Here is a 15,313-nt window from a genome sequence, read left to right as displayed (position 1 = left end):
ACCATGCCCTCCACGCCCCTGTCCATCCTCGACCTCTCTCCGGTGCCCGCCGGCGGCACCGTCACCGAAGCCCTACGCAACACCGTCGACCTGGCCCGTCGGGCTGAGCAGTCCGGTTACCACCGTTACTGGCTGGCCGAGCATCACCTCGCCGCCGGCGTCGCCAGTTCCGCGCCCGCCGTGCTCATCGGGCAGATCGCTGCGGCCACCAGCGTGATCCGCGTCGGCTCCGGGGCCGTCCAGGTCGGTCACCGCACCGCCCTGTCGGTCGTCGAGGAGTTCGGCACCCTCGCCGCGCTGCACCCCGGCCGTATCGACCTCGGGCTCGGTCGATCCGGTCAGCGGCGCGTCGAAGCCGCCCGGGAGATCGCCGCGCCCGCCCCACCACCGGTCGAGCCCCTGGTGGTCGACGGACTGCTCATTCCGCCGCCGTTCTCGTACGCCCAGGTGCTCGCCTCACCGCGTTTCGCCCTGAGCAGCGCACTGCTGCACCAACCGGGTGCCCAGCCACCGCCCTTCGCCGAACAGGTCGCCGACGTGTTGGCACTGCTGCGCGGCGACTACACCGACGCCGACGGTTTGGATGCGCACGCGGTGCCGGGGGAGGGCACCGATCTTCAGGTGTGGCTGCTGGGCAGCAGCGGGGGAGAGAGCGCGCAACTGGCCGGCGCCCTGGGTCTGCCCTTCGCCGCCAACTACCACGTCAGCCCCTCCTCCGTGCTCGACGCGGTGGCGGCCTACCGCGCCGCGTTCCGACCCACGACCGCGCTCACCGAGCCGTACGTGGTGGTCTCCGCCGACGTGGTGGTGGGCGCGACCGACGACGACGCACTCCGGCTGGCCGCACCGTACGGGCCCTGGGTGCGCAGCATCCGCAGTGGCGGGGGTGCGATCCCGTTCCCGAGCCCGGAGCAGGTGGAGGCGCTGCCCTGGACTGACGAGGACCGGCAGCTCGTCGCCGACCGGGTGGACACCCAGTTCGTCGGATCAGCCGCGACGGTCGCCGAGCGGCTGCGTACGCTGCGCGACGTCACCTGCGCGGACGAGCTGCTGGTCACCACGATCACCCACGCTCACACCGATCGCGTCGGCTCCTACGAGCTGCTGGCGAAGGAGTGGAACAACTGACAGTCAGTCGACAGTGGCCGGATGCCCGACGACGCCGTCGACCAGGTATCCGAGGGCTTGGGGCAGTTTCGGGTTCACATCGCCTCGGTCCGCCGAGCTGTCTGGTTGGACAACCGCGGGGGTGAGTAGCCGATTCATTTCGCCATAGGCGGGGTCGGTGCTGCGGCGCTTGCTTGCGCCACCCGCTCGCTACACCGAGATGGCCGGACTTCTGCTGATCAGACGATTTTCGAGGTGCCGTGGTGAGCGCATGAAACGCCGAACGGCGGCCCGCTGAGTCAGTCGGGCCGCCGTTCGCACAGTGTGGATCAGAGCGGGCGGATGTTCTCCGCCTGCGGGCCCTTCTGGCCCTGGGTGATGTCGAACTCCACCTTCTGATTTTCGTCGAGGCTGCGGAAGCCGCTCGCCGAGATCGCGGAGAAGTGGGCGAAGACGTCGGCGCCGCCGTCGTCCGGGCTGATGAAGCCGAAGCCCTTGTCGGCGTTGAACCACTTCACGGTGCCTGTAGTCATGTCTGCTCCTTCGCAGGCTGTTAGAGACCGCACTGTGCGGACCCTTACGCCGCCGCGTTGATCACCCGCGTCGAAACGACACGAAAAACGAGAAGGCGCCTGGATGGGTTTCAGATGCCCCATCAGGCGCCAGGAAACGTCTACGGAAATCAAAACTGCAACTCGGTTACCGTAGCACATGATGCGGGGTCGATCCCGTGGAGGTGGGTGGACCTGGTCACCGGCGCCGCCGCTGGCCAGGCACCGCGGATCCATACCTCCTGATCAACCAGCGAACCGCGACCGAGGTCGGCTCTGACGCCGGCCGCTTCCACAGCTGGCTCTGCTACCGGCTGGACACCCAGACACTTGGCAGCGCCTGCTGAACCACGTCCTCTCCCTGGTCGGCGTCCCCGGGCAGTACTGGGTCGCCGACGCGAACCTCACGATCTACGCGGTCGGCGTCGTCGGCATCTGGATGAGCCTTGGCATCAACCTCATCATCCTCGGAGCTGGCCTCCAGTCGATCCCGCAGGATCTCTACGAAGCCTCCTCTTCCTGGTGCTGCAGCGGCAGTTCTTCTCCGGCATTGCGAGCAGCGGCTTGAAGGGTTGAACCGTGGTCGGGCCACGCCGGAGCCAGGCGACGGCCGGCGTTGCGGTTTCGTCCGGATGCCACGCCGGTATCCGGACGAACCCCGACCCCTCGATCCCACCGAACGTGTGCGGTCACCCCTCGAAGGCAGCATCGGCAATGTCGTAGCCCGCGTGGCGGCGGCGGAAGCCGCTCGGGCTCATCCCATGGTGCTTCCGAAAGACCCGCGAGAAGTAGAAGGCGTCGTCGAAGCCGATCTCCGACGCGATCTCGGTGACCGTCGCACCCGTCGTGTCGAGCAGCTGCCGCGCCCTCGCCATCCGCAGCGCGGTGTGGTGAGCCAACACCCCGCCGCCGGTCGCTCGGCGGAACAGGGTGCTCAGATGCGACGGCGACACCCCCACCAGCCGCGCCAGCTCGGGCACCTTCACGTTGCCGTCGAGCCGCTCGGCCAAGTAGCTCATGGCACGCTGCAGCGGGTCGCCCGGTTCCGGAAGCAGCCTGTCGACGCTGATTTGCGTCAGCAGCTTCCACGCGGTCCCCGCCGCGCCCAGCAGGCGGATGGGTGACTGGTCGCGCTCGACACAGGTGACGATCTCGTCCAGCAGCGTCACCGCCCGACCGATAGCCCGCACCGGCACAACGGGTCGTTCAATCGTGGCCTCCATGCAGTCCACGAGCTTCGACACGTCGGAGCCCATCAGATGCGCCCACCAGATCGTCCAGGGATCGCGCTCGTCGGCACCGTACTCGTGGGGGACGCCGCGGGGGATGACCAGCGCCTGCCATGCCCCGATCCGATGCATGCCCGACCCGACCCGCGCCCAGCCCAGGCCCGAGGCACACACGATCAGGACCACCTCGGGTGTGCCCCGAGGGCGTAGCATCCGGTGGTCAGCGGCATCCGGGTAGTACCCGGCGTCGGTGACGAGAAGCCGCCCGGTGATCGGGCGCCGCAGCGCCTCGGCGACGATTGGGCGGGGCACCGAAGCCAATCGCTGCCCCCGAAAACCCTCCTGGAGCGGCATCGGTCTATCGTGGGCCGTCATCAGCGGATTGTCCAGGCTGTCGACCAGCTGATCGGCCGAGCCGAGCATCAACGTCCGTCCCGTGCCGCTCGCGAATACAACGCCCCGATCACCCGCAGCTCGTCGTTCTCGTGGTGGCGCTCCGCGACCAACTGCAGCAGGCGGGTCCACACCTGGGCCTGACGCCATTCCGCGAACCGCCGATAGACGGTCGGCCAGGACACCCCGAAGCTCTCGGGGATCTGCCGCCACGTGCGGCCGGTGCGGGCGACGTACACGATCGCTGCCAGCACCTGCCGGTCGTCCGCGCGGCGCCGACCGCCACCCTGCGGCCGGTGTACGACAGTGACCGGCACTATCTGCCGGAACAGCTCCCACAGCCCATCCGGTACGAGATGGTGGACGAGTTCCGATCTGGTCTGCTTGAGCGAAGTCATGCCGTCTTGGCCCGTTGCGTGACGGCGATGCAGCAGAGGACGACGGCCGCGGTCAGCGGCACCATGGCGCTGAGGTGCTCGCCCAGCAGGAGGACCGCCCACACCAGGGTCAGCAGCGGCTGGGCGAGTTGGAGCTGGCTCGCTCGCGCTACCCCGATGAGGCCCATGCCGCGATACCAGACCACGAACCCGCCGAACTGCGAGATGGCCGCGAGGTACGCCATACCGCCGATGGCCTCGGCCGTCAGGCGCACCGGCTCCTGCGGAAGCGCGACCGCGCACACGGCGAGGCTGACCGGTGCCGCGAGGACGACGCCCCACGCGATGACCTGCCAGCCGGGCATGTGCGCGGAGAGTCGCCCGCCTTCCGCGTAGCCGGCGGCGCAGACCAGCAGCGCGCCGAACAGGTAGAGGTCGGCGATCGTGGGCCGGCCGTTGTTCTGCGAGATGGTGAACGCGATGACCGTGGCCGCTCCGATCGAAGCCGCCGCCCAGAACAGCTTCGACGGGCGGTGTCCGGTGCGCAGCGCGGAGATCGTCGCGGTGGCCATGGGTAGCGCCCCGATGACAACGGCCGAGTGGGCGGTGGTCGAGGTCTGTAGAGCGAACGTGGTGAGCAGCGGAAAGCCGATCACGCAGCCGGCGGCCACCACGGCGAGGGCCGGCCAGTCGCCGGCGGCCGGCAAGGGCGCGCGGGTGGCGAGGAGAGCGGTGAGCGCGATGACCGCGGCGAGGACACCGCGAACCCCCGTGGCACTCCACGGCCCGAATCCGTCGAGCGCCCAGTGGGTCGCCGGGAAGCTGAACGAGAAGCTCAGCACGCCGAGCGCGGCGAAAGTCGTCCCGCTCGCGAGTGGTGATATCCGGACCACGGTGATAGCGCTATTCTCCGTACTCATGTCGAACAGTAGCAGTTCCCGTAGTTTGGCGGAGTCCATCGCCCAGGAAATAGCGCTACTCCCGGAGGGCACCCGCATCGCGACCCACCGCGAACTGGTGCGGCGCTTCGCCGCGAGCGGCACCACCGTCTCCGCGGCGCTGGCGCTGCTCGCCCAACGCGGACTCATCGCACCCCGCCCCGGCGCCGGGACGTACCGCACGGCGGCCCGCCCGGTAGCCCGCACCGGGGACACGTCCTGGCAGGAGGCGGCCCTTGACCCCGTCGGGGCGGAAGGAGCCTCGATCGGTGTCCTGCGTGACTTCCAGGCGCCCGCGCTGCTGCAGACGCTGTCGACGTCCGGGCCGGACATCGTCGACCTCAACGGCGGTTACCTCCATCCCGGGCTACAGCCGCTGGGCACCCTGGCCACGGCGATGTCGCGCGCGGCCCGACGCACGGAGGCGTGGGACCGCCCGCCTGCCGGTGGGCTGCCCGAGCTGCGGGACTGGTTCGCCGCCGACATCGGCGGCGGCCTCGGCCGTCATGACATCCTGGTGTGCGCGGCGGGGCAGAGTGCGCTGGCCGTCGCGTTGCGCGCGCTCGCTCAGCCGGGAGATCCGGTCGTCCTGGAGTCGCCGACCTACCCGGGCGCCATTGCGGCCGCCCATGCCGCGGGCCTGCGGACGGTTCCGGTCCCCATGGACGCCGACGGTCTGCACTCGGATCATCTCGACCGGGCCCTCGCTCGTACCCGTGCGCGGGTCATCATCGTCCAGCCGCTGTTCCAGAACCCCACCGGGGCGAGCCTCTCGATGGCCCGACAGCAGGAGATCCGAGCCATCGCGCGCCGCCACGCCGCCTTCGTCATCGAGGATGACTTCGCCCGGCACATGGCGCATGCCGACGCCTCCACCGCGCCGCCGCCGATGGTCGCCGACGACCCGGACGGCACCGTCGTCCACATCAGATCGCTGACCAAGGTGACCTCGCCGAACCTGCGCGTCGCAGCGATTGCCGCCCGAGGCCCCGTCCTGGCCCGACTGCGATCCGCCCACGTCATCGACATGCTGTTCGTGCCCGCTCCGCTGCAGCTGACCGCGCTTGAGGTGGTGACCGCCCCCGGCTGGAGGCGAGCCCTCAAAGCGCTCAGCGTCGCCCTGGCGCACCGTCGCGAGGTGGCCACCGAGGCCGTTCTGGCGGCCTTCGGCGACCACGCTCTCGCCCGGCGTCCCCGCGGCAGTTACCACCTGTGGGTGTCGCTTCCGGCGCACCTCGACGAGCATCAACTGGTCCCCGCCGCTCTCGCCAAGGGTGTCGCCATCACACCCGGCACAAACTTCTCCGCCACCGGCAACAGCCTCCGTCATGTCCGGCTCAGCTATGTCGCGGCGCCGTCCGCCTCCGACGTCGACGACGCCATCCGCCGGCTCGCACCGTTGCTTATCGAGCGCTGATCCCCAGCCGACCGGCGATGGCCTCCGCGAAGCGCGTCGGCCCGTGGTCGGTGAACGGCAGGTTCAGCGACGGCTCGCACAACTCCAGTTCCAACACGATAGGCGCGCCGTCGTAGCCGCGGATCACATCCACCCGGGCGTAGACCAGCGGACGGTCCAGCCCGACCTGCGCGCCGGCCGCCGCCAGCGCCGCCGAGGCCACGGCGCGTTCGTCCTCCTCGGCCCTCCGGGGCGTGCGGCTCTCGAAAGTGGGGACGTTGACCGTGCCGTCCGGCATGAGCATCGGGCTTTTGCGGATGGCATGGCTGTAGACGCCGCCGAAATAGATCAGGTCCGTCTCACCGTCGCGGTCGACCGATTCGAGGTACGGCTGGAGCAGCGCGACCAGGCCCTCGGAGTGCAGCCGTGCGACGTGGGCGGCAGCGGTGGCCGCGTGGGAACGGGAGAAACGCTTGACGTCCTTCGAGTAGGCACCCACTGTGGGCTTGACGACGAACTCCGCGGCCTCGGGATGACCGTCAAGGAACTGCCGTACCGCCGCCGGCGGGCCACTACCCGGCCGGACGAACGTGCTCGGTACCACCGGCACGCCGCGGGCGGCGAGATCCGCCATGTACAGCTTGTCGAGGCTCCACCGCACCACCGGCAGCGGGTTGTGGAGATCCGTCACCGCCGCTACGCGCTCACACCAGGCGAGGAAGGCCGGCAGGCGGTCCACGTATGACCACGGGGATCGCAGCAGCGCCGCGTCGAACCCCGACCAGTCGACGGTCTGATCCTCCCAGTCACACACCTCGGCGACGATTCCGGCGGCACGGCAAGCATCAAGCAGCAACGCCATGTCGTAGTCGATCGGAAGGCTGGCCTGATCGGTGACCAGAGCGAGTCTGCTCATTGTCGGAACCCCTTCACCATGGGAGCGATTCGCCGAGGTGGAAATAACCGCCGGTCGGCCCGTCGGCGCCGAGCAGGGCCATGTCGACGCTCGTCTTCGCGCCGACGGCGACCGCCAGGTCGCCCGCGCCGTCGTTGAGGTCCGTCTTGGTGTAGCCCGGATGCACCGAGTTGACCTTGATCGGCGTGTCGCGCAGCTCGTACGCCAGGTGCACCGTCCAGGAGTTCACCGCGCTCTTCGAGGCGCTGTAGGCGGGCAGCGACTTGAAGGCGTCGCTGTAAACGTATGAGGTCGGGTCGCTCTGTTTGGTCAGCGACCCCAACAGACTGGAAACGTTGACAATGCGGCCCGCCGTGGATCGGCGGATGAGAGGCAGGAAAGCCGCAGTGACCTCGACGACACCGAACAGGTTGGTGTCGAACGTCTGGCGCCACTGCTCCATGGGCTGTTCGGAGGGCCGCTTGCCGTACTCCTCGACGCGGATGCCCGCGTTGTTGACCAGGATGTCCAGCCGGCCGTACTTCCCGCCGACGTCGTCGGCGGCCGCGGCGATGGTGTCCGGCGCGGTGACGTCCAGGACGAGCGGCGCGACGTCGAGGCCCATGCTGCGCAGGCTCGCCGTGGCTTCCGTCACCGCCTCCCGGCGGCGGCCGGCGACCAGGGTGTGTACGCCGTTCTCCGCGAGCTGCCGAGCGATCTCACGGCCAATGCCGCGGTTGGCGCCGGTGACGAGCGCCACCTTCGAGGGGATCAGGGACAAGGCTTACTCCTCGCTACCAGATCAGTGACAGGAACTTGGCGATCGGTGGGCCGAAGTGGGCGACATCCACCAGGAAAGCGTCATGCCCCTCGTCCGACTCCAGCGCCTTGAACTGCACCTCCGTTCCGCCCTTGCGGAGACCGTCTGCGATCTGGCGTTGTTGGTGCAGCGGGAACAGCGTGTCGGTCTCCACCCCGATCACCAGCGCCGCGTCCAGGCTCAGCCGCGCCAGCGCCGCGTCCGGGGTGCCACCGCACGACTCGCCGAGATCGAACAGGTCGATGCACCTGCTGAGGTAGAGGTAGCTGTTGGGATCGAAACGGTGTGCGAAGCGGTCCGCGTGTGCCTGGAGATAGCCCTCGACTCGGAACTCAGGGTCGAAGGGGTGGTTCTCCGTCCGGCGTTCCCCGGTGAGCCGGGCACGGCCGAAGCGCTGATCCCACTCCCGGGCCGAGCGGTAGGTCATCATGCCGAGCTTGCGCGCGAGGCGCATCCCGGACCGCGGGTAGTGCAGGACGTCATCGCGATAGCACCCGTGCGACCACTGGGGGTCGGACCGAATCGCCTCGCGCTGCAGTGAGCGGACGGCGATAGCGTAGGGCAGTGCGTGCACCGCCCCGGAGATGTTGATGAGGTTGCGTGCCAGACCGGGGTGGCGAACCAGGAGGGAGAGCGCGCTCATCCCGCCCATGGACGCCCCAACGACGCAGGCGAGAGTGTCGAACTCCAGCGCGCGGACCAGAACCGCGGCCGCGTCGGCGATGTCCTCCATGGACAACTGCGGGAACGTCATCCCGTAGGGCTCGCCGGTGGCGGGGTCGACCGAGGCCGGCCCGGTGGAACCCTTGCAGCTGCCCAGGGCGTTCACGCAGATCACGTACCACCTGTCTGTGTCGATCGGCCGGCCCGGCCCCACCATGTGCTCCCACCAGCCGGGAGTGGGGTCTTCGTCGTGCGCGACGACGTGCGCGTCAGGGGACATACCGGTGAGGACCAGCACGACGTTGTCGCGCGCCTCGTTCAAGCGCCCCACGGCCTCGTACGCGACCCGCGCTCCGTCGAGCACTCCGCCGCGCTTCATGGTGAAGCCGTCGGGCAGTGTGACGAAGCGTGTGGCCGGCGGAATGAACTCCCTCATCCGCGGTCCCGATCAGGCGCTGCCGAGGCCGGCGCCCTGGGCGGCGAGCCACTCGTCATCCGACTCCTCGTTCATGCCGTCGAACAAGAAGGTGGACAGATAGCGCTCACCGGTGTCGGGAAGCATCGCGAGCAGCACCGAACCCTCCGGCGCCGTCTCGGCGGTCCGCAGCGCCGTGGCCAGGGTCGCGCCGGCCGATATGCCGGCGAAGATGCCCTCCTCGGCGGCGAGGCGGCGTGCGGTGTCGCGCGCCACTATCTCTTCCATCGTCACGAGCTCGTCGATGACGGTCTGATCGAGGACGCTGGGCACGAAGTTGGGGGCCAGACCCTGGATCTGGTGCACGTTCCATTCCTTGCCGGCGAGGACGGCGGCGTTCTCGGGCTCCAGAACGACGACGCGTACGTCGGGGCGCGCCAGCTTCAGCATCTGGCCGACGCCGGTCAGCGTGCCGGTGGTGCCGAAGCCCGTGACGAAGTAGTCCAGACGCTTGCCCGCGAAGTCGCCGAGGATCTCGGCAGCGGTGGTCTCTCGGTGGTACGCCGGGTTGGCCGGGTTGTCGAACTGCCGGGCCCGGAACCAGCCATGCTTCTCGGCCAGTTCGTCGGCGATCTGGTTGCCGCCGCTGCTGCCGAGCGCGCCGGGGAAGAGGATCACCTTCCCGCCGTACGCGCGGATGAGCTTGCGCCGCTCTCTGGAGTAGGTGTCGCCCATTACCGCCACGAACCGGTAGCCGCGGGCGGCAGCCACCATCGCGAAGGCGATGCCGACGTTGCCCGAGGTGCACTCCACGATCGTGTCGCCGGGCTTGAGCAATCCCTTGGCCTCGGCGTTCAGGACCACGCCCAGGGCGAGGCGGTCTTTGACCGATCCACCGGGGTTGAACGATTCGACCTTCACATAGACCTCGGTGTGCGCCGGGGCCATCCGGTGGAGCCGGACGATCGGGGTGCGGCCGATCGTGTCGAGGATGCTGTCATAGAGGGGCATTGCGCGAACCGTCCTTCGACGTCAGGCCGCGGCGAACGCGGGGGAGACCATGTCCAGGATCACGGCGAGGGCCTGCTCGATCTGCTCCTCGTCCGCCGGAGCGTTGAACTCGGCCAGCTCGACGCCGATCAGGCGTTCCCTCGGGATGGCGTCGAAGATCGCCCGGATCTGCGCGGGCAGCAGGCCATCGGCCACGGTGTAGTCCGCAGGGACCGCACCCGGGTCCATGACATCCCAGTCGATGTGCACCCACACCCGTGCGTCACCGATGGCGGCCAGGACGTTCTCCGCCGTCGTCTCGCTCGGGGGGAGGACGCGCACTCCAGCGGTGTCGATGAGCTTTCGCTCGCCCGGGTCGACGTCGCGGGTACCGACCAGGATCGCCTGTTCGGGCTTCAGCCCGGCGCCGTGACCGCTGTCCCACAGGCCACATGCGCCAGACAACACCATGCCGCCGAGATAGCCGCTTCCGGTCGTGTCCGGAGTGTTGAAGTCGCCGTGCGCATCGATGTAGAGCACGACGGCGTCAGGGAACCGCCGGGCGACGACCGGCAGCGTGGCGAGACTGACGGAGCACGTGTTGTTCAGCAGAACCGGAAGGTTCCCCCCGTCAAGGCTCGTGGTGACCGCTTTCGCCATCGCGTCCAGCGTCTGGCGGGCCTGGGGCAGGCTCTGAGTCCAGTCGTCGTTCACCGCTGGGGTGGGTGTCCCGATGTACTGCGCGGAGAGGCCGTAGCGCTCCGCCAGAGCCTGCGCGGTACGAGCAGCGCCCTCGATCATCCGCGCTGCTCGGTCCGCCACCCGTCCCTGGGAGACGATGAGATCGATCATCAAGAAGCATCCTTCCTGGTCGGATCATGGTCGTGACCGCCGGAGAGCGAGGCGGTGTCGTGCTGGCCCGACGCGAATGGGCACCGATCTGCCCGCTCGTCGGCAGCCTCGGCGAGGCTGTACTGAAGCCACTCGAGCGCACCGCTGCCGTAGGAACTCAGGTGTGGCGAGTGGGGAGTGCCGTCGTAGCGGTCGATGCGGTCGCGGATGTTGGCGCGTACCTTGTGGCCGCTGGGCGTGTCACCGGCAAAGACGTCGAACCGCGCACGTGGATTGATGACGATGGCGAAGTGGGCGCCGAGATTGCGGCTGCGCCGTTTCCGGTGTGCCGGGCTGCTCATGTTGCAGAAGAGGGGCATGCCGTTGAAACACATCGACCACTCGGGTGAGTCGGGTTCCGTCGCCACCTCGTCAGGCCAGGGGGCGGGGTCGAGGTTGTGGAGGTCGTTGAGGATCCGCCAGCCGAAGGCGTGGTAGCCCTCGACGGTCCGCGCCTGCACCGCATCCGCCGCGAACGCCACCACCAGGGGGCTCGCGGTGTCGAGGCGGCCGTCCCAGCGGACGGCGCGGTCGACATAGCGCCTGAGCCCTTCGGCAAGGCGTCTGACGCCCTTCTCGTCGGCGCTGTCGACGAAGATGAAATTGACGATCCCTTTCCTGAATGCGTTCCGCGAGAAAATGCAGGGAAACTCGGGATCGTTGAGCCGGAAACTGAGATCGTCGAATGCGGAGCGCTGCCAGCCTTTGGTCCGCTCGGCCGTGTGCTCCTGCGTCAACAGTATTTCTTCCCCGTTGGAGTTGTCCAACCTGGACGCTCCTTCCCCGTAAATGGCCCCGGCGCACGCCATACCGGCGGACCCGATTCTGCGCATGCGGAATCGAGACCTGTGGCGAGTGGATCTAAGGCCGTCGCAAAGGCAACGAGAAGCAACAGGATCGAGCGGGACCGACTGGTGGAGGTCTTCAGGCCGACGCCGTCGTCGGTTCAGTGCCAGGTCAGCTCGGGTTGTCGACCGAGTGTGCGGCACCGCATGCGACACAATCGTTGGGCCGCGTCCACCAGAGGCGATTAACCAACTCATGGATGGCGAGCTATTTCAGGACGGTTTCGTCGTTGCCTTCGACAGAAGAAATCTTGGCTCATCTGACCCGGGCCGTCAACCCCGTCCGGGTGCCATCGGGCGTGTTTATTTTGGTGGCCAGGACGCGATGTCCGATTCCTTCAGACATCGGTGCCGGTCGGCGTGGTGGAGCTTCGAGGTGGGCGTTCACCGCAGCCCATAAGGGTTATCTCGTGCAGGGCGGCAACCGGTGTGTCGGGGATGTAATCCTGATGAATCGGGTACGGCAGCTGCGCGATCGAGGTTGTCGCTCGGGCAGGTGGGGGCCGGCGGCCGTCAATTGACGATGTCCTGGGGGCAGCCGACGAGCAGGTCGCCGACGGGCGTCGACGGCGCGGTGGTCGGTGTGTCGCCCTCACCGTCGCATGGGGATCGACGGGAGGTACCCATGTGCGGCGCACCGGAGGGTGGGGCGATGCTCGGCACGGAGGTCACGCCCGCCATCGAGACGGAGACCGGTTGTCACCGCCGTGCGGCCGACCTGCGCTGCGGCTCGCACTACGGCGTGGTGGTCGACTCCCAGCCGCGGGCGCCGCAAGCCCACCCTCGTGGTCCGCGCGGCCGCCGAACTCGCCGCCACCGGCGACCCCGCTGATGATCGTCGCGCGGACCAACGAGCAGGTCGACGACCTCATCGACCACTTGGTCCGGGACGTGTCAGGTCCGGTCCCCGGTCCAGGCCGCTTCGAGGATCGCGGTCAGGCTGGCGGTGTCGGTCGGGCCCGGATGGTTCTGGATCAGGCGGGTGACGCCACTTGCCATCTCCGCGAAGCGCGGGAGGTCGGCGCGTGCCACGCCGATGTCCGCCAGGGTGGGTGGGATGCCGATGTCGGCGAGGAGCCCGTCGAGCCAGGTGAGGAACGTTTCGGTGGCCTCGGCATCCGAGGCGTCGGTCACGTCGAGCCCGCACACCCCGGCGAGGATGGCCAACCGGTCGCTGATGGCATCCCTGGCCGCGTCCAGCGCGTAGGGCAGTAGCAGCCCGACGCCCAGGCCGTGCGGCGTGTGCGTGGCTGCGCCGATGGGGTACTGGAGAGCATGCGGAGCCGCGTTGCCCGCGTGGGAAAATGCGAGCCCGGCGAGCATGGACCCATAGGACATGTCCGCGCGCGCGTCCGTGTCGCCTCCGTCCCTGACAGCCCGACGCAAGCTACGGGCGATCCGCTCCGCGGCCAGTAGCGCGTAGTGGTCGGTGATCGGGTTGCGGCCGAGGAAGACCTGCTCCACCGGGTCGCGCGGTCCGTGGGCCCGGGGTCGTGCCGTGTAGCTCTCCACCGCGTGGCAGAACGCGTCGATGCCGGAGTGGGCGGTGACGGTCGCCGGGCAGGTGTAGGTGAGTTCGGGGTCGACGATGGCGAAGTCGGGCACGATGTGGACGCTGGAGACCCCCACCTTCAGCTCGCGGTCCGGGTCGGTCAACACCGAGACGGGTGTGAGCTCGGAGCCGGTGCCTGACGTCGTCGGGACCGCGACGAGAGGAATCGTCGGCCCCGGCACCTTCGACTCGCCGTAGTAGTCGCGCGGCGTCCCACCGTGGCGTCGGATGACGCCGACGATTTTGGCGAGGTCGATCACCGTGCCACCCCCGATGGCGAGGATCACGTTGGCGTCCACCTCGGCGGCGGCCGAGACGGCCAGGGCGACATCGGCGAGTGGCACGTCCGGAGTCGCGTCGGAGAAGACCTTGACGACCTCGACCTTCTCCCGCACGGCGGCCACGATCTCGGCCACGCCCGGCTGTCCCAGAAGAACCTTGTCGGTCACGATGAGGACCCGCGAGCCACTCTCGGCCACCACTCGTGGGATGTTCTGCGCGACCCCTTCGCCCACTATCAGCTGGCGTGGTCCGCGGACGGTCTCAAGCATGTCAGTGCCTCTCCGGATCGTCGGCGGCGGTCTGCTGGGCGGACGTTCCGGGTGCCAGCGGGTTCGTGGCGGCCATGCCCCAGGGCCCGTCCTCGGGGTGGAGGCCGGTCAGGTCAGGTGTGCACAGGGCGCGGTGATCCTCGGCGGGCGCCCGGAGGAGCAGGCCGCTCACGGTAGGTCGATCGCCGCGTAGGTGAGGTCGAGGTACTCGAGGATGCCCTCGTGCGACCCCTCCTTGCCGATCCCGGACTGCTTCACGCCTCCGAACGGAGCTGACGGGTCCGATATCAGGCCACGGTTGATGCCGAGCATCCCCGTATCCAGTCCCTCGGTGAACCGGAGCGCCCGCTGGAGGTCACTTGTGAAGATGTACGCGACCAGGCCGTACTCGGTGTCGTTGGCCTTCGCCATCACCTCGTCGTCGGACGTGAACGAGATGATCGGCGCGACCGGGCCGAAGATCTCCGTCTCCAGCATCCGCGCATCGTTGGGCACGTCGACGAGGACCGTAGGCGGGTAGAAGTGGCCCGGCCCATCCGGACGCTCGCCGCCCACCAGGACCCGGGCGCCGCGATCGACAGCGTCGGCGACGAGCTCGTCGATCTTGGTGACCGAGGCCTCGTCGATCAACGCCCCGACGTCCACGCCGTCGTCGAGACCATGGCCCACCGAGAGCGCGCCCATCCGCTCGACGAAGCGCGCCGTGAACTCCTCGCGTACCGACTCCTCGACGTAGATCCGGTTGGCCGCGATGCAGGACTCCCCGATGTTGCGCATCTTGGCCACCATGGCACCGTCGAGCGCGACGTCCAGGTCAGCGTCGGCACACACGATCAAGGCCGCGTTGCCGCCCAGTTCCATGGAGGTACGCAGCACGTTGTCCGCAGCCTGTCGTAGCAGCACGCGCCCGACCTCGGTCGACCCGGTGAACGAAAGCTTGCGGGTCCGACTGTCGGCTAGCAGTGCGGAGACCACAGTGCCGGCACGCTTGGTGGTCACCACGTTGACGACGCCCGGAGGAACGCCGACCTCCTCCATGATGCGGGCCAGGAACAGCATGGTGAGTGGCGTCAGTGCTGCTGGCTTGGTGATCGTCGTGCAGCCCGCGGCCAGCGCAGGAGCGATCTTGCGGGCACCCATTGCCAACGGAAAGTTCCAGGGCGTCACGAAGACGCACGGTCCGACCGGCTTCGGCACGGTGAGGATGCGATATCCACCTGTGGGAGCGGTGCTGTAGCGCCCCTCGACGCGCACCGCCTCCTCGGCGAACCAACGGAAGAACTCGGCGCCGTAGGCCACCTCTGCCCGAGCCTCGGCGAGCGGCTTGCCCATCTCCAGCGTTATCAGCCGGGCGACCTCTTCGGATCGCTCGGTCAGTGCCCGGTACGTCGCGGTCAACAACTCTGACCGCTTCCGCGGCGGGGTCGCCGCCCACTCCGCCATCGCCTTGCTCGCCACGTCCAGAGCGGCGAGCCCGTCAACGACGTCGGCGTCTGCCACCTCGGCGATGGTCTTGCCGGTGGCCGGGTCCTCGACGGCGAAGGTGGCTCCGCTTGCGGCGTCGCGCCAGGCGTCGCCGATCCGGAGCCGCCGGTGCTCGGGAGCCAGGGCGTTCATCGGGTCACTCATTGCGTCACCTCCTGTGATCTTCTTGGTGATGTCCGGCATGCCTCGGCGATCGCGCTGTGCGCGTGGACGGA

15 protein-coding genes are annotated in these 15,313 nt (G+C 68.7%); 2 read left to right on the top strand and 13 right to left on the bottom strand.

Translation table 11 applies throughout. The features are described from left to right. Positions 1–3 precede the first annotated feature (3 nt). Positions 4–1,128 (top strand): LLM class flavin-dependent oxidoreductase, encoded by a 1,125-nt coding sequence (locus ABZU25_RS17665; protein WP_355030399.1) that lies wholly within the window; start codon positions 4–6, stop codon positions 1,126–1,128. A 308-nt stretch (positions 1,129–1,436) separates the two neighbouring features. Here the strand turns inward: ABZU25_RS17665 and ABZU25_RS17660 are convergent, their stop codons facing one another. The 4 genes from ABZU25_RS17660 to ABZU25_RS17645 form a co-directional block, all read right to left on the bottom strand. Beyond that, entirely contained in the window at positions 1,437–1,640 is a 204-nt protein-coding gene (locus ABZU25_RS17660; RefSeq protein ID WP_013283833.1) for a cold-shock protein, read from the bottom strand. A gap of 707 nt (positions 1,641–2,347) precedes the next feature. After that, positions 2,348–3,310, bottom strand: coding sequence for an AraC family transcriptional regulator (locus ABZU25_RS17655; RefSeq protein WP_355030398.1), 963 nt, complete (start codon positions 3,308–3,310; stop codon positions 2,348–2,350). Beyond that, positions 3,310–3,678: a transposase gene (locus ABZU25_RS17650; protein WP_355030397.1), complete on the bottom strand. Its 369-nt coding sequence runs from the start codon at positions 3,676–3,678 to the stop codon at positions 3,310–3,312. Before ABZU25_RS17650 ends, ABZU25_RS17655 begins: the two co-directional genes overlap by 1 nt. Next, the gene (locus ABZU25_RS17645; RefSeq protein ID WP_355030396.1) at positions 3,675–4,577 is read right to left on the bottom strand and encodes a DMT family transporter; all 903 of its coding nucleotides are present in this window, start codon (positions 4,575–4,577) and stop codon (positions 3,675–3,677) included. Before ABZU25_RS17645 ends, ABZU25_RS17650 begins: the two co-directional genes overlap by 4 nt. Here ABZU25_RS17645 and ABZU25_RS17640 point away from each other — a divergent pair. Continuing rightward, a complete protein-coding gene (locus ABZU25_RS17640) occupies positions 4,576–6,012 on the top strand; it encodes a PLP-dependent aminotransferase family protein (RefSeq protein ID WP_355030395.1) in 1,437 nt (478 codons plus the stop codon). The genes ABZU25_RS17645 and ABZU25_RS17640 overlap by 2 nt on opposite strands. On the opposite strand, the gene ABZU25_RS17635 is transcribed toward ABZU25_RS17640, so the two are convergent. From ABZU25_RS17635 to ABZU25_RS17595, 9 genes are all read right to left on the bottom strand, one after another. Continuing rightward, positions 5,999–6,907 (bottom strand): hypothetical protein, encoded by a 909-nt coding sequence (locus ABZU25_RS17635; protein ID WP_355030394.1) that lies wholly within the window; start codon positions 6,905–6,907, stop codon positions 5,999–6,001. The two genes, ABZU25_RS17640 and ABZU25_RS17635, sit on opposite strands and share 14 nt — an antisense overlap. Before the next feature lie 13 nt (positions 6,908–6,920). Then, entirely contained in the window at positions 6,921–7,667 is a 747-nt protein-coding gene (locus ABZU25_RS17630; RefSeq protein WP_355030393.1) for an SDR family oxidoreductase, read from the bottom strand. A 13-nt stretch (positions 7,668–7,680) separates the two neighbouring features. After that, positions 7,681–8,805 carry a homoserine O-acetyltransferase gene (locus ABZU25_RS17625; protein WP_355030392.1) on the bottom strand — a complete coding sequence of 375 codons (1,125 nt, stop codon included), beginning with the start codon at positions 8,803–8,805 and terminating at the stop codon, positions 7,681–7,683. Between the two features lie 12 nt (positions 8,806–8,817). Then, positions 8,818–9,795, bottom strand: coding sequence for a cysteine synthase A (gene cysK / locus ABZU25_RS17620; RefSeq protein ID WP_355030391.1), 978 nt, complete (start codon positions 9,793–9,795; stop codon positions 8,818–8,820). A 21-nt stretch (positions 9,796–9,816) separates the two neighbouring features. Continuing rightward, complete coding sequence (locus tag ABZU25_RS17615; RefSeq protein ID WP_355030390.1) at positions 9,817–10,626, bottom strand: arginase family protein; 810 nt, start codon at positions 10,624–10,626, stop codon at positions 9,817–9,819. After that, on the bottom strand, positions 10,626–11,432 hold the full coding sequence (locus ABZU25_RS17610) for a YqcI/YcgG family protein (RefSeq protein WP_355030389.1): 807 nt from the start codon (positions 11,430–11,432) through the stop codon (positions 10,626–10,628). Before ABZU25_RS17610 ends, ABZU25_RS17615 begins: the two co-directional genes overlap by 1 nt. Before the next feature lie 972 nt (positions 11,433–12,404). Further along, positions 12,405–13,613, bottom strand: a complete 1,209-nt coding sequence (locus tag ABZU25_RS17605) for an iron-containing alcohol dehydrogenase (RefSeq protein ID WP_355030388.1) — start codon at positions 13,611–13,613, stop codon at positions 12,405–12,407. Between the two features lies 1 nt (position 13,614). Continuing rightward, positions 13,615–13,785 (bottom strand): hypothetical protein, encoded by a 171-nt coding sequence (locus ABZU25_RS17600; protein WP_355030387.1) that lies wholly within the window; start codon positions 13,783–13,785, stop codon positions 13,615–13,617. Beyond that, complete coding sequence (locus ABZU25_RS17595; protein ID WP_355030386.1) at positions 13,782–15,242, bottom strand: NAD-dependent succinate-semialdehyde dehydrogenase; 1,461 nt, start codon at positions 15,240–15,242, stop codon at positions 13,782–13,784. The genes ABZU25_RS17600 and ABZU25_RS17595 overlap by 4 nt, the downstream gene beginning before the upstream one ends. Positions 15,243–15,313 lie beyond the last annotated feature (71 nt).

The sequence above is a fragment of the Micromonospora sp. NPDC005215 genome (genome assembly GCF_040607915.1).
GTDB lineage: Bacteria > Actinomycetota > Actinomycetes > Mycobacteriales > Micromonosporaceae > Micromonospora.
Note: the sequence above shows the minus strand (reverse complement) of the source record. Positions and strands in the feature narration are given on the sequence as shown.

Coding starts and splice junctions, on each gene's coding strand:
- ABZU25_RS17665 (WP_355030399.1), top strand. CDS start 4: ATGCCCTCCACGCCCCTGTCCATCCTCGACCTCTCTCCGGTGCCCGCC.
- ABZU25_RS17660 (WP_013283833.1), bottom strand. CDS start 1,640: ATGACTACAGGCACCGTGAAGTGGTTCAACGCCGACAAGGGCTTCGGC.
- ABZU25_RS17655 (WP_355030398.1), bottom strand. CDS start 3,310: ATGCTCGGCTCGGCCGATCAGCTGGTCGACAGCCTGGACAATCCGCTG.
- ABZU25_RS17650 (WP_355030397.1), bottom strand. CDS start 3,678: ATGACTTCGCTCAAGCAGACCAGATCGGAACTCGTCCACCATCTCGTA.
- ABZU25_RS17640 (WP_355030395.1), top strand. CDS start 4,576: ATGTCGAACAGTAGCAGTTCCCGTAGTTTGGCGGAGTCCATCGCCCAG.
- ABZU25_RS17645 (WP_355030396.1), bottom strand. CDS start 4,577: ATGAGTACGGAGAATAGCGCTATCACCGTGGTCCGGATATCACCACTC.
- ABZU25_RS17635 (WP_355030394.1), bottom strand. CDS start 6,907: ATGAGCAGACTCGCTCTGGTCACCGATCAGGCCAGCCTTCCGATCGAC.
- ABZU25_RS17625 (WP_355030392.1), bottom strand. CDS start 8,805: ATGAGGGAGTTCATTCCGCCGGCCACACGCTTCGTCACACTGCCCGAC.
- cysK (WP_355030391.1), bottom strand. CDS start 9,795: ATGCCCCTCTATGACAGCATCCTCGACACGATCGGCCGCACCCCGATC.
- ABZU25_RS17615 (WP_355030390.1), bottom strand. CDS start 10,626: ATGATCGATCTCATCGTCTCCCAGGGACGGGTGGCGGACCGAGCAGCG.
- ABZU25_RS17605 (WP_355030388.1), bottom strand. CDS start 13,613: ATGCTTGAGACCGTCCGCGGACCACGCCAGCTGATAGTGGGCGAAGGG.
- ABZU25_RS17595 (WP_355030386.1), bottom strand. CDS start 15,242: ATGAGTGACCCGATGAACGCCCTGGCTCCCGAGCACCGGCGGCTCCGG.